This is a genomic window from Sporolactobacillus caesalpiniae (genome assembly GCF_040513385.1).
Classification (GTDB): Bacteria; Bacillota; Bacilli; order Bacillales; family Sporolactobacillaceae; genus Sporolactobacillus.
In genome coordinates this window covers 376,537-390,984 of the sequence record NZ_JBEVCB010000005.1, presented here as the reverse complement: position 1 = coordinate 390,984, position 14,448 = coordinate 376,537, and the positions used below count along the sequence as shown (strand labels likewise).

General features: G+C 47.6%; 16 protein-coding genes. 5 read left to right on the top strand and 11 right to left on the bottom strand.

The features are described 5' to 3' along the window. Positions 1-594: 594 nt before the first annotated feature. The 11 genes from ABWW58_RS12395 to ABWW58_RS12345 form a co-directional block, all read right to left on the bottom strand. Positions 595-1,464 (bottom strand): PHP domain-containing protein, encoded by an 870-nt coding sequence (locus ABWW58_RS12395; RefSeq protein ID WP_353869421.1) that lies wholly within the window; start codon positions 1,462-1,464, stop codon positions 595-597. Next, positions 1,461-1,904, bottom strand: coding sequence for a GNAT family N-acetyltransferase (locus tag ABWW58_RS12390; RefSeq protein ID WP_353869420.1), 444 nt, complete (start codon positions 1,902-1,904; stop codon positions 1,461-1,463). Before ABWW58_RS12390 ends, ABWW58_RS12395 begins: the two co-directional genes overlap by 4 nt. Then, positions 1,901-2,614, bottom strand: coding sequence for a phosphonate C-P lyase system protein PhnL (gene phnL, locus ABWW58_RS12385; protein ID WP_353869419.1), 714 nt, complete (start codon positions 2,612-2,614; stop codon positions 1,901-1,903). The genes ABWW58_RS12390 and phnL overlap by 4 nt, the downstream gene beginning before the upstream one ends. Continuing rightward, positions 2,611-3,240 carry a DapH/DapD/GlmU-related protein gene (locus tag ABWW58_RS12380; RefSeq protein ID WP_353869418.1) on the bottom strand — a complete coding sequence of 210 codons (630 nt, stop codon included), beginning with the start codon at positions 3,238-3,240 and terminating at the stop codon, positions 2,611-2,613. Before ABWW58_RS12380 ends, phnL begins: the two co-directional genes overlap by 4 nt. Positions 3,241-3,245: 5 nt before the next feature. Further along, entirely contained in the window at positions 3,246-4,439 is a 1,194-nt protein-coding gene (locus ABWW58_RS12375; protein WP_353869417.1) for an alpha-D-ribose 1-methylphosphonate 5-triphosphate diphosphatase, read from the bottom strand. Positions 4,440-4,448: 9 nt separating this feature from the next. Beyond that, positions 4,449-5,297, bottom strand: coding sequence for an ATP-binding cassette domain-containing protein (locus ABWW58_RS12370; RefSeq protein WP_353869416.1), 849 nt, complete (start codon positions 5,295-5,297; stop codon positions 4,449-4,451). Beyond that, the gene (locus tag ABWW58_RS12365) at positions 5,294-6,151 is read right to left on the bottom strand and encodes an alpha-D-ribose 1-methylphosphonate 5-phosphate C-P-lyase PhnJ (protein WP_445783436.1); all 858 of its coding nucleotides are present in this window, start codon (positions 6,149-6,151) and stop codon (positions 5,294-5,296) included. Before ABWW58_RS12365 ends, ABWW58_RS12370 begins: the two co-directional genes overlap by 4 nt. 7 nt (positions 6,152-6,158) lie before the next feature. Then, positions 6,159-7,253: a carbon-phosphorus lyase complex subunit PhnI gene (locus ABWW58_RS12360; RefSeq protein ID WP_353869415.1), complete on the bottom strand. Its 1,095-nt coding sequence runs from the start codon at positions 7,251-7,253 to the stop codon at positions 6,159-6,161. Continuing rightward, on the bottom strand, positions 7,254-7,880 hold the full coding sequence (gene phnH / locus ABWW58_RS12355) for a phosphonate C-P lyase system protein PhnH (protein ID WP_353869414.1): 627 nt from the start codon (positions 7,878-7,880) through the stop codon (positions 7,254-7,256). Then, complete coding sequence (phnG, locus tag ABWW58_RS12350; protein WP_353869413.1) at positions 7,867-8,313, bottom strand: phosphonate C-P lyase system protein PhnG; 447 nt, start codon at positions 8,311-8,313, stop codon at positions 7,867-7,869. The genes phnH and phnG overlap by 14 nt, the downstream gene beginning before the upstream one ends. Before the next feature lie 155 nt (positions 8,314-8,468). Further along, positions 8,469-9,188, bottom strand: a complete 720-nt coding sequence (locus ABWW58_RS12345) for a GntR family transcriptional regulator (protein ID WP_353869412.1) — start codon at positions 9,186-9,188, stop codon at positions 8,469-8,471. 209 nt (positions 9,189-9,397) lie between these two features. Here ABWW58_RS12345 and ABWW58_RS12340 point away from each other — a divergent pair, with 209 nt between their 5' ends. From ABWW58_RS12340 to ABWW58_RS12320, 5 genes are all read left to right on the top strand, one after another. Further along, positions 9,398-10,105: a GntR family transcriptional regulator gene (locus ABWW58_RS12340; RefSeq protein ID WP_353869411.1), complete on the top strand. Its 708-nt coding sequence runs from the start codon at positions 9,398-9,400 to the stop codon at positions 10,103-10,105. 89 nt (positions 10,106-10,194) lie between these two features. Next, the gene (locus ABWW58_RS12335; protein ID WP_353869410.1) at positions 10,195-11,211 is read left to right on the top strand and encodes a PhnD/SsuA/transferrin family substrate-binding protein; all 1,017 of its coding nucleotides are present in this window, start codon (positions 10,195-10,197) and stop codon (positions 11,209-11,211) included. Positions 11,212-11,247: 36 nt separating this feature from the next. Beyond that, positions 11,248-12,051, top strand: coding sequence for a phosphonate ABC transporter ATP-binding protein (phnC, locus tag ABWW58_RS12330; protein WP_093673498.1), 804 nt, complete (start codon positions 11,248-11,250; stop codon positions 12,049-12,051). Further along, the gene (locus ABWW58_RS12325; RefSeq protein WP_353869409.1) at positions 12,048-12,833 is read left to right on the top strand and encodes an ABC transporter permease subunit; all 786 of its coding nucleotides are present in this window, start codon (positions 12,048-12,050) and stop codon (positions 12,831-12,833) included. The genes phnC and ABWW58_RS12325 overlap by 4 nt, the downstream gene beginning before the upstream one ends. Beyond that, positions 12,833-13,699 carry a PhnE/PtxC family ABC transporter permease gene (locus ABWW58_RS12320; protein ID WP_445783435.1) on the top strand — a complete coding sequence of 289 codons (867 nt, stop codon included), beginning with the start codon at positions 12,833-12,835 and terminating at the stop codon, positions 13,697-13,699. The genes ABWW58_RS12325 and ABWW58_RS12320 overlap by 1 nt, the downstream gene beginning before the upstream one ends. The last annotated feature ends 749 nt before the right edge of the window (positions 13,700-14,448 follow it).

Genomic DNA, 14,448 nt, shown 5'->3' with positions numbered 1-14,448 from the left:
TACTTTCTTATCAGTGTTAGAAAAACCGAGTGAAAAACGCCCGGTCCTTACTTTCACAGGATGTGATGACTTTCGCGTTGCTTGCAGGACATATGCGTACTTAGCGAAGGATCCTTACATACGAAAGCTCCTTTACTCCAAATGCCATTTTGAATCATCAACCTTTTACCGGACAAACCTTTCTTTTCGTTAAGGTTTCCGGTCCTTCATTAAGTAACGAACGAGGAAAATAAGCGGAAATTTTCCGGTTATATACCTCCTGGCGCTTGTTTCACAGGTACATAAGGGTAATTTTTCCGCTTATGCAAAGCAAAATCCTTCATTTTCACGTTTTTCGATTCGATAAGCGGAACTTCTCCGTCTATTTAAGCGATTTTTTCATTTATTTTCTATTTAAGCGGAATTTTTCCGTTTATTTCTTAGGTTAGACGCTTATCTTATCTGATCGCCCAACCGAATCTCATGACCATATCGTCGTACCAACAAGCCAATACGTAAATAGGGGATTTTCTCTTTTCATTCATGCGGGCCATGGATGTTTCTCTATTTGTAAAAAAGCACCGAATAGCCGGTGCCCGGACGTGTTGAGATAAATCACGATCGACTATTTTTACCAATCTGTTCTCTTTTTTCTTCAAGCAAGGCGAACCGATCACGGTCAATGCTGCGGGAGCCGGGAACAGAACCGGTATCTGTATAATAGCCGTGAAAGTCCGACCCGCCGGTTTGGGCGAGGTGGAACTGTTCGGCTAACTGTATTGCTTTCTTCTCGTCTGCTGCGCCGTGGAGCGGGTGAAAAACTTCAATGCCCTCCAGACCGGCTTCGACAAATTCGGGAACGGCGGAGAAGTTGTCGAATTGGCCGGGATGAGCAAGAACCGGAACGCCGCCGGCTCTGCGAATTGCGTGAATCGCGTCGACGGCGTCAAGGTAGTGAACAGGCACAAAGGCAAGCCCAGGCAGAGTCTGATGATCTCCTCTGAAAAATAATTTTTTATAAAGCGGGCCATAAATGGAATCGGTATAGCCATTCAAAATGAGTGCGTGCATAATGTGCTGCTTATAGACACCTGTTCCGTTTTCTGCCAGCTTGGATACTTGCTCCCACGAAATGTGATAGCCCGCCTGAATCAGTTTCCGTGTCATGAGACGGGATGCGTTATGCCGTTCTTCACGCATTGGGCGGCAGAGCGCTTCAAGTGCCGGGTGTCCGGGCGTGACAAAGAGACCGAGAATATGCGCGCGTCGATTCCGTTTATAGTCATAGGCGGAAATTTCAATACCGGGAATGATGTCAATGCCCATTTTATCACCCAGAGCAAGTGCCTGTTCAAGACCGAGTGTTGTGTCATGGTCGGTAATTGCGAGCTTCTCGACGTGCTGCTTATGAGCGATTTTAAGTACATCCTCAATTGAGTACGAGTTGTCGGAACAGTTTGTATGGCAGTGCAAATCGATAATCATGGGTTCAACTCCGTTCTAAAGCTGATGCCGTGCTGCTGAAATCCGAGGTGTTCATAAAACGCATGTGCACCTTGTCGCTTCAAGTCGCTGGAAAGCATCAGTTTGTAGCAGCCTTGATCCGATGCGCGTTTCATGGCGTCCTGCATCATTGTGGTACCGATTCCGAAGCCCTGCGCATCAGGCGTAACGACGACATTTTCCACAATGGCGATTTTAAGGCCGCCATGGCCGAAATTATCGAGAATGATTAAAGAATAAGTGGCAAGAATCTCTTGCGCGGACCATGCGCAAAAGATTTTGTAGTAGGGGTATTGTTTTATTTTCCGAAACAGTGTTTGCGCATCTCTGTGGGACATTGAGCGCTCGCTATCAAGCTCCTGAAGCAGTTCAGCGTAAGTCGGAATGTCAGCGAAAGCAAGTTCTTGAATGGCCACGGTCACTTTTTCTGTGCCTCCTTCATTAATCCATCCTGAAGCTTATACGTACGGTCAACGACGGATTCCATAAAATCCAAGTCATGAAAGATACCGATTAATGTGGTTCCCGCAGCTTTTAATTCATGAATTCGTTCTTTGACCGTTTCTTTCGATGCTTGATCAAGAGATGCTGTCGGTTCATCAAGAAGCAGGAGGCGTGATCTTCTCACCATCGCGCGAGCGAGATTAAGACGTAACTTCTCACCGCCGCTGAACGTTTTCGGATAGGTATCCCACAGCTCTTCCCGCAAATTAAAGTGCGCCAGCATTTCTTTGGCACGCTTGCGTGCGGTCAATCCGTTTTCGCCCATCTCAAGCAATGACTCCATAACAAATTCCAGAGCGGTCATACGCGGCATGATGCTGAGAAATTGAGAGACGTAGCCGATTTCTTCTTTCCGCAGCGTAAGAATCGTGCGATCCGGTGCTTCAGCAAGATTAACCAGTCCATAATGGTCAGAGCTATACCGGATAAGTCCGCCGGTAGGCAAATAAGTGCGGTAGATGCACTTGATTATTGTTGACTTCCCGCTGCCGCTCTGGCCGGTGATGCCGATAAATTCGCCTTTATTCACAGTGAAGGAAATGTCGCGGCAGCCGGTAATTCGTTTTTCCCCAAACTGATGCATCAGAAATGTTTTTTCTAATTGATCGACCTGAATCAGTGCAGTCATCGTCTTTCCCTCCATTTACGAATGAGGCGGATAAAAGCTTGGGGATCGCATAGTTCCTCATAATGTTCTTCAAGCGTTTGCCGATCCCAATCCCACCAGTGGCTGTCTGTGATTTCCTTGATCAGTTCATTGCTGAATCGTTTCCGAATCGGTTGAGCAGGTACACCGGCGACAATTGTGTACGGAGGCACATCTTTGGTGACTACGGCGCCGGCGCCGATGACTGCGCCATTTCCAATCGTTACCCCGGCCATAATGGTTGCTGAATGTCCAATCCAAACATCATGACCGATCGTTACCCAATGGGCACGCCGCCAGTCGAAGACGCGTTGATCGTTCGCGCTTGCTAGCCCGTAGCGGACGCGGCGGTAGGTCAAATGATGCTGGGTGACGCGATCCATTGGATGGTTTCCCGGATTAATCCGGACATGTGACGCGATCGAACAAAATTTACCGATGGTTGCATAGATGATCGTCGCGTCACCGTCGGTATAGCTGTAATCGCCGAAGTCGGTATCTTCCATTCGGGTGTTTGGACCGATGTCCGTCCAGGTGCCGAGTTTGCTGTTGACGATGACTGCACTCAGCGAAATCGTCGATTGTTCGGATAATGTTCGTTCTGCCATAGGGCTCACCTTCCCTCGACAGTTTGCTGCGGCTGTGGTGTCAGGTAATGCATGCGGCAGACCTCTGAGCCGTCGACAAAGACGTGAGTGAGCTGGGGCCTGCTGGTTTCACTGACGCCGACAACAAGCAAATCGGCTTTCTTTCCTAATTCAATCGATCCGATCAACTGGTCCAGATGTAAGGCCTTAGCCGGATTGAGTGTCACCGTGTTAAATGCCTGGGACGCGTGCATTCCGAGCTCATAATGTAATGTAAAGGCGGCATGCAGGAGCGAAGCCGGATAATAATCCGAGCAGAAGATGTCGACAAGTCCTTCTTTGACGGCTTCATGGGCGGATAAGTTATTGCTGTGCGATTTTCCAAGCACGAGATTCGGTGCGCCCATTACGGTGAGCATTCCGAGTTGCCGCGCGTATCGCGCCGCTTCAATCGTAATCGGAAATTCGCTAATGCCTGCCTGCCAGCTGCGGACAATCTCAAGCTTTTCAATCGTGTCATCATCATGTGAAGCGACGGGCACACCATATGCGCTGGCTAATTGTGTCAGCTTCGCAATGCTTTGCGGGTCGAGCTTAGGCAGCTTTTTCGTTTCGTCAATAATTTGCTCTGCTTCTTGTTCAGAATAGTGGCGATGCTCGACCAAGAGGCGCCGCTGAACTTCTAAATCGCGATACTGTCCCTGACCAGGCGTATGATCAGTCAGGGACAACTGATCGATCTTGCCGTTTTGGATCAATGCGGAAACCGCATCCAGTGCATCGATGTTGGCAATCTCGTAACGCAGATGCGTTTTGTGGCGGATCAAGTGCGGGCCACCGGCTAAACGATTCAGCGCTTCAATCAGTGTATATACGGTCTCGTTTTCCCGGCCTTTGCGCACGGTATTCTGCTTCATTAAAGAAACCGCGTGGAAGATGGTTGTGATCCCCTCAGCAGCCAGTTTCTTTTCCAGTTCGGCAAAGGAGAGTTCAATGCTAAAGCGGCTTGTCGGACGCGGTTCAATTTCTACTTCAATCGCATCACTGTGCGAATCAATCAGACCGGGAATCAGCCATTTGCCGCCCGCATCAAGATCTTCATCTTCCACAGTGTCCGGTTCCCCTGGTTCAATTTGAGCGATTCGGTCCTCTTCAATGGAAACATAGCCGTTCTCAATGACTTGATCGGGTAATACGATTCTTGCATGATAGATTTTCATTTTGGCACCTCACAATAAAGAGTGGACGAGCAGCTGAGTATAGGCATGATGCGGATCTTCGAGAATCTGGTCGGTTAATCCGGCTTCGATGCAGCGTCCTTCTTTCATCACCATCGTTCGATCACAGAGCATACGGATGACACCGAGATCATGCGAGACAACAATCATGGCTGTTCGACTTTCTCGTTGGATGCGGCGGATCAGATCAAGGACGCGCGCTTGAACCGATAGATCAAGGCCGGTGGTCACTTCATCCAGCAGCAGAATGGGTGGATGATTAGCCAGTGCCTTGGAAATTTGCACGCGCTGCTGCATGCCGCCGCTGAAGTGGAGCGGGGCTTCATCCATTCTTGTGACTGGAATCTCAACATGATTAAGCAGCTCTTTGGCGCGCGTGCGTATCTCATGTACATTGAATGTTCCGGCGGCAATCAGCTTTTCGGCAATATTTCCGCCGCTTGAGAAGTGCATCCTCAGCCCGATCCACGGATTTTGGTAAACCATCCCCATTAAATGATTGCGAATATAGCGCTTTTGCTGAGAGGATTCACGGAAGATATTGGCCGCCCCATCCTGATAGGTGGCAATAGCCGCTGATCCATCAGTGACCGTATTGTCAAAATAAAGGCATTGGACAAGCGAACTTTTCCCCGATCCGCTTTCACCGACGATTCCAAGAATTTCCCCTTCATAGAGATCAAAGGAAATGTCATTGACTGCCCAGACCGTACCGCAGTGCGGACAATGATTGCTCCCTTCAGGCAGCTGTTCCGAATGGCTGCAGGCAGCGCAGCCTTTGCCGAACTGCTTCGTCAAGTGACGAACGCTGAGCAGCGGGCGGCTTTCATCATGAATCATGGTGTGTGCCTCTTTTCTTGTCTTTTTTGGCAGTTGCCGGTATCGGAACATTGGTAGAATTTCTGTCCGGTTGTTTCATCAAAAATCTCATCGAGGAAGGTATCACTGCTGCCGCATAGCCGGCAGGTACACCCATCGAAATGTTCGACTTCAAATGGAAAATCGTCAAAAGCGAGCGGTTCGACGTCTGTATAAGGCGGAATCGCATAGATTTTCTTCTCGCGGCCGGCGCCGAACAGAAACAGCCCATCTGCACGGTTCAGCTTAGGCAGATCATAGCGGGGAATGGGGCTTGGCGCGAAAATGTAGCGTTTGTGTGCGAGTGCCGGATAGTCGGCGCCGATGCTGATTTTCCCCCATTTGACAATGTCTTCATATAGGCGCAGCCAAATTCCACTGTAATCCATTTCTGCATGCAGCTGCTTTGTTTTACGCTCCTTGGCTTCAACCATTCGAAGCGGTTCCGGCAGCGGTACTTGAAAAATGAGGATTTGATCGGCACGAATCGGCACCTCAGGAACACGGTGGCGGGTCTGAATGAGCGTCGCACGCTCGGAATCGGTTGTGACCTCAGCCTCTGTGCAGGACTGAATCAACTTTTTGATGCTGACGGCATTAACGCTGTCGTCGTTTCCCTGGTCGATCACTTTAAGACAGTCTTGATCGCCGATCAGTGATAGAGTCAGCTGCAGCCCGCCGGTCCCCCAGCCTCGGCCAATGGGCATTTCTCTGGAGGCAAACGGTACTTGATAACCGGGAATGGCCACCGCCTTAAGCGTTGTGCGACGAATTTCTTTTTTTGATCCCTCATCAAGAAAGGCATAATTGTACGTCTGTTTCAAATGTGCCTGCATGGTTGTGTCACTCCTTTGGCGTCTCCGTTTTTTCAGACTCAGCTAGTTTCTGTGTTTGCCGCAAGACATCCAGTTTCGATTGGAAGGTGATATAATGCGGCAATTTTAAGTGAGACACGAATCCGTTCGCCTCAATGCTGTCGACATGGAGAAGAACGAATTCTTCATCTTGGGACGGCGTTTCGCTCTTTGTTTCAAGGCCTTGTTCGAGAATGGCCATGGCGATGGCTTTCGTCTCGTTTTGCCCGAAGGTCACCCCGTAGCCAAGCCTCAGCTTCACATCGCCCTGATCATCACGTTCAAAAGCATTGATGGTTTCGACCTCGGTCAGCATGAACTCACCAAGACAGAGACTTTCGCTGGAGTCAAACGGATAGGCAATGGTGACTTCCACATAGCCGACCCGCAATTCACCGACGGTCGGATGGTTGGTAGTATGGCCGCGCATGCTGCTGTAAGCCAGTGCGGTCATCGCACCGGTCTCTCCGCGAGCCAGAATTTGCAGCTTAGCGGATCTCGGGGCCGGGAAGGTCAGCTTGTCTCGTGTAATATCGAACAAGGCACCTGATGATTTTGGCGGAAACAGCAAGCCTTGTTCGCGAAGCAAACCGGCGACCTTTGGAAAGGAGAGCGGCTGATTTGTATCAAAGTCCGGTATTTGCTTTTTCAATAGATCCTGCAGAACACGTGCCTGTTCATCTTCAAGGGCAAAGTTAAGCAGACGGTGCGTATAATCCATGGTCGGACCGAGCATTTGACCGCCCGGAATATCTTTAAAAGCGGAAGAAATGCGGCGAATGACACGCATTTGACCCGGATCTATGATTTCTGATTCATAGTTTCGCTCAAGTGTGGATCGATACGCACGCATGAGAAAGGCGGCTTCGCAAAGATCACCTTCTGCCTGTTTAATGGCAAGTGCAGCATATTCTGGGGCGTAAAGACCGCCCTCGCTCATCACGCGATCGGTAAGATGACGTAATTGTTTTTCGATCTCAATGGTCTCTAGGCTGTGCGCTGCATCTTTGATTCGGTACCATTGGTTGATCCGGTCGGCTGCCTCGATGGCCTTTTGTCCGCCGGTTACCGCAACATATCCCATTTAGAAACCCCTTCTTTCGATGCGCGTTGTTCTCGGCAGCGCAGCGATCTGTCCCTCATCGTCGAATAAGACGAAATCACAGCCGGTCGGATAGTCACGATTGCGTTCGGAACGTAAGCGCAGCCACTCGATGTTCATGCCTTCTGCGGAAAGCAGGTGCCAGCCATTGATGCCCGGACCGCGCAGGATCATTGGCAGCGCCAAATCATCAGCTCCGGACAGCTTGCGAACGTGAAGGGCGATCGTTGCACTTTTTTCAGGTTCGCTCAGCGTGCCGATGCGGACGGATTGCATGATCGAATCGATTTCATCCATTTCCGGAGGCGAGTCGATGAACAAGTAATCAGCAGCGTCTGAAGCCGTATGACGGCTCCCAGTTGTCCATTCGATCGCGCGCTCTGCATCTTCAGCGTTTAAGTCCTGCGAATAGTAATAGAAGCTGACCTGTTGGTCCAGCAGTGTTTGTGCAAGCGCATAGGTACCGGGTGAACATGGACAGGTTTCCGGGACTCCGCGGAGAAGGTCGGCAATGTCATTGATCTTTCCCGGTCTTGCCATACTGTCAAGTAAACGTCGATACAGTTTTCGCGTGTCGTGAACGTGATGAAAGGTGTTAGCGTTTGTCATTGTATTCCTCCATCGTATCGAAATGGACTTGGGACTGAGCGTTGCGCGCGTATTCCAAAGCTTGCTGCTCTTGAATACGCTGTTCTTCCGCATGAAATTGGGATTCCCATTGATCGAGCACCGGCAGTCCTGCGTTATGTGCTGCGTCGATGACGGCCATACAATAGGCGCGTAGTGGTTGTCTTCCGATAACGATGCCGATTCCCAGCTGTCCATCAACGGATAGGGTACATTCGGTGACGAGTACTTCACCGAGATAAAAGGGTTGACCGGAGACGGAGTCCTTGGCTTTGGTCATGATCAGTGAGGTTTGCGGCTCGCGCTCCACCCGTACTCTCTGTTCCTGTTCGATTTTGTGCGCGATTTCTTCTAATAGAGGAAGCGAGCAAGCGCTCGTGATTCGGCTGAGGTGTTGTTTAGTCATTGTCACCATTGAAAGAGCCTCCCTTTCTTTTTCGCCTACAAGAGCACTGTAACTTATCGATAAGTACGAATCATGAATGTAGTGTAAAAAAAGTGTAAAGTGCCAAGAAGCCTCGACGGACAAACTAATAGAGCGGTGACATGAACGCATAAAGTGAATGCATGCTAGAAATTGATCAAACACCGGCACATATCCCCGCGCAGACGGGAGCGGCTGATTTCAAACGGTTGGCTAGCAACCGGATCATTGGCGATACTTTCGATCTCAAGAATGGGTACATTTTCCGGAATGCCCAGCCATTCCGTATCCTGCCGGCAGGAGCTAACTGCCTGGAGGACAGATTTTGTGCGTAAAGGTTTGATGGTAAAGTGATCGTCAAGCAGTTGATAGAGGGAATGAAAGTCCGTTAAAAAGGTTTCGAGTCCGGTGACACGGCGTGCCGCAAGAATGGTTTGGGTTAAAGAGATGGGCTGTCCTGAAGCATAGCGGATGATGTGCAGATCATAGACTTGATCACTTGAGCGCAGCTGCAAAGTTTGGCATTCCTTTTGATTCGGTTGCCTGATCTGCCAACCGAGCAATTTACCGTCAGCGTGCACATCCTGTTTTTGGAGATTTTCTGTGAAACGGGTTTGCTTGGTAAGCGGATAAGAAATTTCGCGAATGCGCTCCGAAACAAAAAACCCTTTTCCCTGATGAGGAAAAATCAGTCCGAGATGAACCAGTCGCGCGAGTGCAAAACGAATGACATGGTGATTGACCCCGAATTGCGCGCACAGCTCGCGTTCTGATGGCAGTTTATCACCACTTTTAAAGCCGCCGTTGTTAATTTGTTCGGTTAATTTTTGTGCAATATCTGTGTAAAGACCCTGATTTTTGTTCACCTGAGCGAGCGCTCCAATCCTTGATCGACATGGGCTGTCGCTTATTTGCCTAATCATAATTTATCGCCATATAAGGAAGAAAAGCAACGCTAGTTGTTGAATTTTCTAAATCTTTACAATTCATTAAACCTGGGTTAACTTTCTTTACGTTGTTTTGCATTACACTATGTAGGGACAAAGGAACTGAGAGGGGGGCGAAGCTGGTCTCTATGGATGTGCAGCATATTGAGATTGCCGACTACTTTATTCAGGCAATTAGTCAAGGGCTTTATCAAGAGGGAGATCGTATTCCTTCAGAAGCAGAATTGCAGGTTTTGTTTGGCGCGAGGCGGTCGGTTTTGCGTCGTGCAGTCGCACGGTTAGAAGAGACCGGATGGGTGACAACGCGGCAGGGCAAAGGGTCATTCGTCACATCGAGAAAGGTGCCGATCGACTATGAACTTTCATCGAGAACAGCGTTTTCCTCAATCATGAAGGAAAAAGGAATCGTTCCTCGTGCTGCACTTCTGCACTGGGAAAAGCGAGCAGCGAAACAGCGTGAGCAAGATCAGCTGGCGCTGAGCATTGATGAAACCGTTTATGCTTTAGAAATTTTAAGAAGCACAGGCGATGTGCCTTTGTCGATCACGACCACGGTGATGCCGGCTTACTTAGTCCCTGACTTAGAAGCCCATTTAACCGGATTCCATTCTCTGTATGCGTTGCTGTCACGGAATTACCAGCTGCAGCCGAGACGATTAAAATCTATCGTACGTGCGGCGCTTCCGGAACCGCGGGATGCACAGATTCTAAACATTGCCGACCATGCACCCATTCTGCAAATTGAAAGCTTCGTGACGCATCGCGGCGTGGATTTAATGGAATACAGCATGTCCAGAATCCGCGGTGATCTCAATAAGAGTTGTGTTACCTTTTGACTAACTGTCGATTCTCAAGACGATCTAGGATCCTTTGTTTACGAAGTATACGTACCGCTCACTGAAAATGATTTCGGAGGGAACAAAAAGTGAAAAAAGCAGTCATTGGTTTTCTTGTATTGGCACTCCTACTCTTAACTGCCGCATGCTCATCAAATGGAAGCGGGTCAGGAAGCAGCGAGAAAAAAACGATTACGGTAGTTTGGTATCCTAATGAATCCGGTGCGGATATGAAAGATGCTCGCCAAGCACTTGATAAAGTGATTGCCGATGCAACGGGTAAAAAGGTTGTTGACAAATTAACGACGGATTACAACATTGCTATTGAAGCAGTGGCCAGCGGCAATGCGGATATTGGCTTCTTAGCTGCGCAAGGTTACATTGAAGCACATAAGAAAAATTCCAAAGTTGTACCGTTGGTTGTCAACAGTGGCGCTTCAGGAACCTTGAAAGATGCAGTCTACTACAGCTGGTTGGCCGTCAATGCGAAAGATGCGGATAAATACAAAAACGGCAGCAGCTACTCGCTTGAGGGAATTAAAGGCAAGAGAATGTCTTTCGTATCCACGAGTTCCACTTCCGGATTTGTTGTACCGTCATCACGTATTATCGCAAATTTTAAATCGGACAATCTGACTCAGGATGATCTCCAAACCGGCGGCAAGTTCTTCAAACAAGTACTTTTCGGCCAATCTCACCAGGGATCAGCAGTTAATCTATTAAGCGGGAAAGTGGATGTCGCGGCTTTCTGCGATACTGAACTGGAACGCTATGTTGATGTTGCAAGCGGAGAATTTGATAAAGAAGGAACTACTTATAAAGTGAAGAGCGGCGCTGCCGAACCCTTTAATAATCTCGCAGGCAAAGAATTTACCGTGCTCTCTGTGACACCGGTACTGAATGCCCCGGTTGTTATGAATACAGAAACGTTAAGCAAAGCAGACCAGAAAAAGATTCTTGATACGCTTACCTCAGACAAGGTGGCTAATGACAAGGGAATATTCGCTCCTGAAGGCTCTAAAGGAATGTATGCGAAAACAAAGGATGAACGCTTCCTGAAAATCGAGGATTCTTGGTTTGATGAAATCAGAAAACTGACCGAATAAGACTTAGCGAACGAAAAATGAATCGAGGAGTTAGCTATGACGACGTTATTGCAGTTTAAAAATGTCTCCAAGCAGTATGGCAATTCTACTGTGGCGTTATCTGACGTTAACTTCTCCGTAAATGAGGGAGAGTTAGTTTCCATCATCGGTCCTTCGGGAGCGGGGAAATCAACTCTCCTTCGTTGCATCAATCGTTTGATTGATGCAACAAGCGGAGAAATTATTTTTGACGGTGCAGATATGCTGAAAATCAACAAAAAACATGATTTAAGAGCCTTGCGGACGAAAATCGGCATGATTTTTCAAAACTATAACCTAGTGGAACGGCTGAGTGTGTTTGAAAATGTTCTGCATGGACGACTCGGTTACAAATCGGCTTTGGTTGGCGCTCTTGGATTATATAACGAAAATGAAAAAAAGCAGGCAATCAAAATCATTCAATCATTGGGCCTGAATGAACAAGTCTATAAGCGCTGTGATCAACTGAGCGGCGGTCAAAAACAACGTGTCGGCATAGCGCGAGCGCTCGTACAGGAACCAAGAGTCCTGCTTGCAGATGAACCGATCGCTTCGCTTGATCCGAACTCCTCAAAAGTGATCATGGATCATCTGAAAAATATATGTACGACTCTTGGAATTACAGTTTTGGTGAATCTGCATCAGTTGGATGTTGCCTTGAATTATTCGGATCGAATCATCGGTATCAGTGGCGGTCGCGTTGTCTATGACGGTCTGCCTGCCAATCTGACCGATGAGGATATCCGGAGAATTTACGGTTCGGATCCCGAAGCATTGAACCTCATCATTCAAAAGCCGAAAGAAGTGGCGCAAAAAATATGAGATCCAACTTTCTGATGAAAAAACGCCTCTACTCTGGTGGTATTTTGCTGGTCCTCGTGTTGCTTGCTTTTGGTGCCGCGTCAATGACAGAATTCAGCTTAGCCAAATGCTTCAGCTCGATTCCTAAAGCCATTGTGTGGTCGCTCGGCAATTTTTATCCTGTAGCCGACTCATTTGCAAAGCTTCCGGATATTCTCGCAAAATTGCAGGAGACGCTGTTGATCTCCATTGCTTCTGCTTCTGTCGCGGCCATTATTGCACTTGTTTTCGCGTTGATTGGGTCACGAGTGACCAAAATCAACAATTTTCTTGCGGCATTGAGCCGGTTGATTGCGAATATTTTTCGAAATATTGACGTCAGTATATGGGCGCTTGTGCTGCTCTTTTCATTTGGTCAAAGCTCACTGACCGGCTATTTCGCCCTGTTTGTTGCTTCATTTGGTTTTCTGACTCGCGCATTCATGGAAACAATTGATGAAGTTGGCGCGGATACTGTTGAAGCGTTGCGAGCGACCGGTGCAAACTTTTTCTCAATCGTTTTTCAAGCGGTGATTCCGATGAGTGTTTCTCAGCTGATCAGTTGGGTGCTTTTCATGATTGAAACGAATATACGAGCTGCCACTTTGGTAGGGATTCTTACCGGATCAGGAATTGGTTTTGTTTTTGATCTGTACTATAAGAAAATGGACTATCATTCGGCAAGTCTGGTGGTTCTCTCAATTGTTCTATCCATTCTTTTGATTGAACAAATTTCGAATTATGTCAGGAGGGCGATGCTGTAATGGCAATGACTAAAACAGCCGGATCTGTACTGACTAACGGAGGGGTGCCTCCTTTTCAAGGAGGAGAGGGACGGATTAAGATACGGGTCCTTTCAAAAGCCAACATCGCGATCCGCCTGACCATGCTCACTCTTGCCATCCTTACCATCGTTGGGTTTGCAACCTTTAACTACCAGGGCGTCCATTTATTAAAGGGATTAATGAGTACATTGGCTAATTTCAAAACCATTTTTTTTCAACCGCAGTTTGCGCATTTCACTCTGTCTGAAGCCATCTATCAGTTGTTCATCACGCTGTCATTAGGAGTTCTGACCACCTTGATCGGGGCAATTATCGCGTTATTCCTTGGCATGCTGGCTGCAGAAAATCTGTCAAATAAAACAGTGTCCAATAGTATTAAAGGATTTGTTGCTGTTATTCGCGCAGTGCCAACTGTGCTTTGGGTGCTGATTTTCGCAGTATCCGCAGGGCTCGGCAGTGTAGCCGCAGTTATCGGGATGTCTTTTCACTCAATCAGCTATCTGACTAAAGCGTATTCAGAGTCGTTTGAAGAGTTGAATCAAGGAACGATCGAAGCGCTGGAAGGATGCGGCGCGAGCTGGTGGCAAATTGTTTGCCAAGCGGTACTGCCTTCATCGCTTACTTCTCTGATTTCCTGGACGTTTATTCGCTTCGAAATAAACTTCGGTGTCTCAGTGGCCATGGGCGCTGCCGCAGGTGCAGGCGGTATCGGTTACGACATGTTCATGGACAGCGCGTTCTATTATAATCTTCATGAAATGGGCGTTATTACGTATTTAATCCTGATCGTCGCCATGCTTCTCGAATTCATGTCTATAAAAATTAAAAATAAAGTCCGCGCGTGACTGTCTGTAGATTCATCTGTTCAGATTATGTATAGATCCATACATTAAAGTAAACTGTGGGTAAGGCAAATGCATTTACCCCCGAGATTGGGCCTTATAGGCTCATTTTTTTTACCTCATTTCCAGCCATAAATCAGATGAATCTGTTCAGATTATGAACAGATAGAACGATCAGACTGGTTTTGGGTAATTATATGATCTCTATCCCAGAATTTGGGCCCTGTGAAGGGCTCTTTTTTCACAAGTTAAGAAAGCATAAAAAAATTAAAGACTCAAGGAAACGAGTGAAACTAAGTCTTTGCCGTCGCCGGAGACTTGGCAAAGCCAAGCTTTCTAATAAATAAAAAAGGTATAGCGTTTTGCCTTGCCGGTACGACGATAAGGTCATAAGATTCGTTGGGCGATCAGATAAGCGCCCAATCTGAGAAATAAACGGAAAAATTCCGCTTAAATAGAAAATGAACGAAAAAATAGCTTAAATAGACGGAGAAATTTCGCTTATCGCACCAAAAAACGTGAAAATGGAGGGTTTTTCTGTGAATAAGCGGAAAAATTACCCTTATGTATCTGTGAACCAAGCGCCAGGATACATATAACCGGAAAATCTCCGCTTATTTTATTCCGCTGTAAGGAACCTTCGCTAACAATAGAAGAACTTTCGCTAAGTGTAAGGGATCTTTCGTATGTAAGGATCTTTCGCTAAGTACGCATACGTCCTGTATGCAACGCGAAAGTCATCACATCCTGTG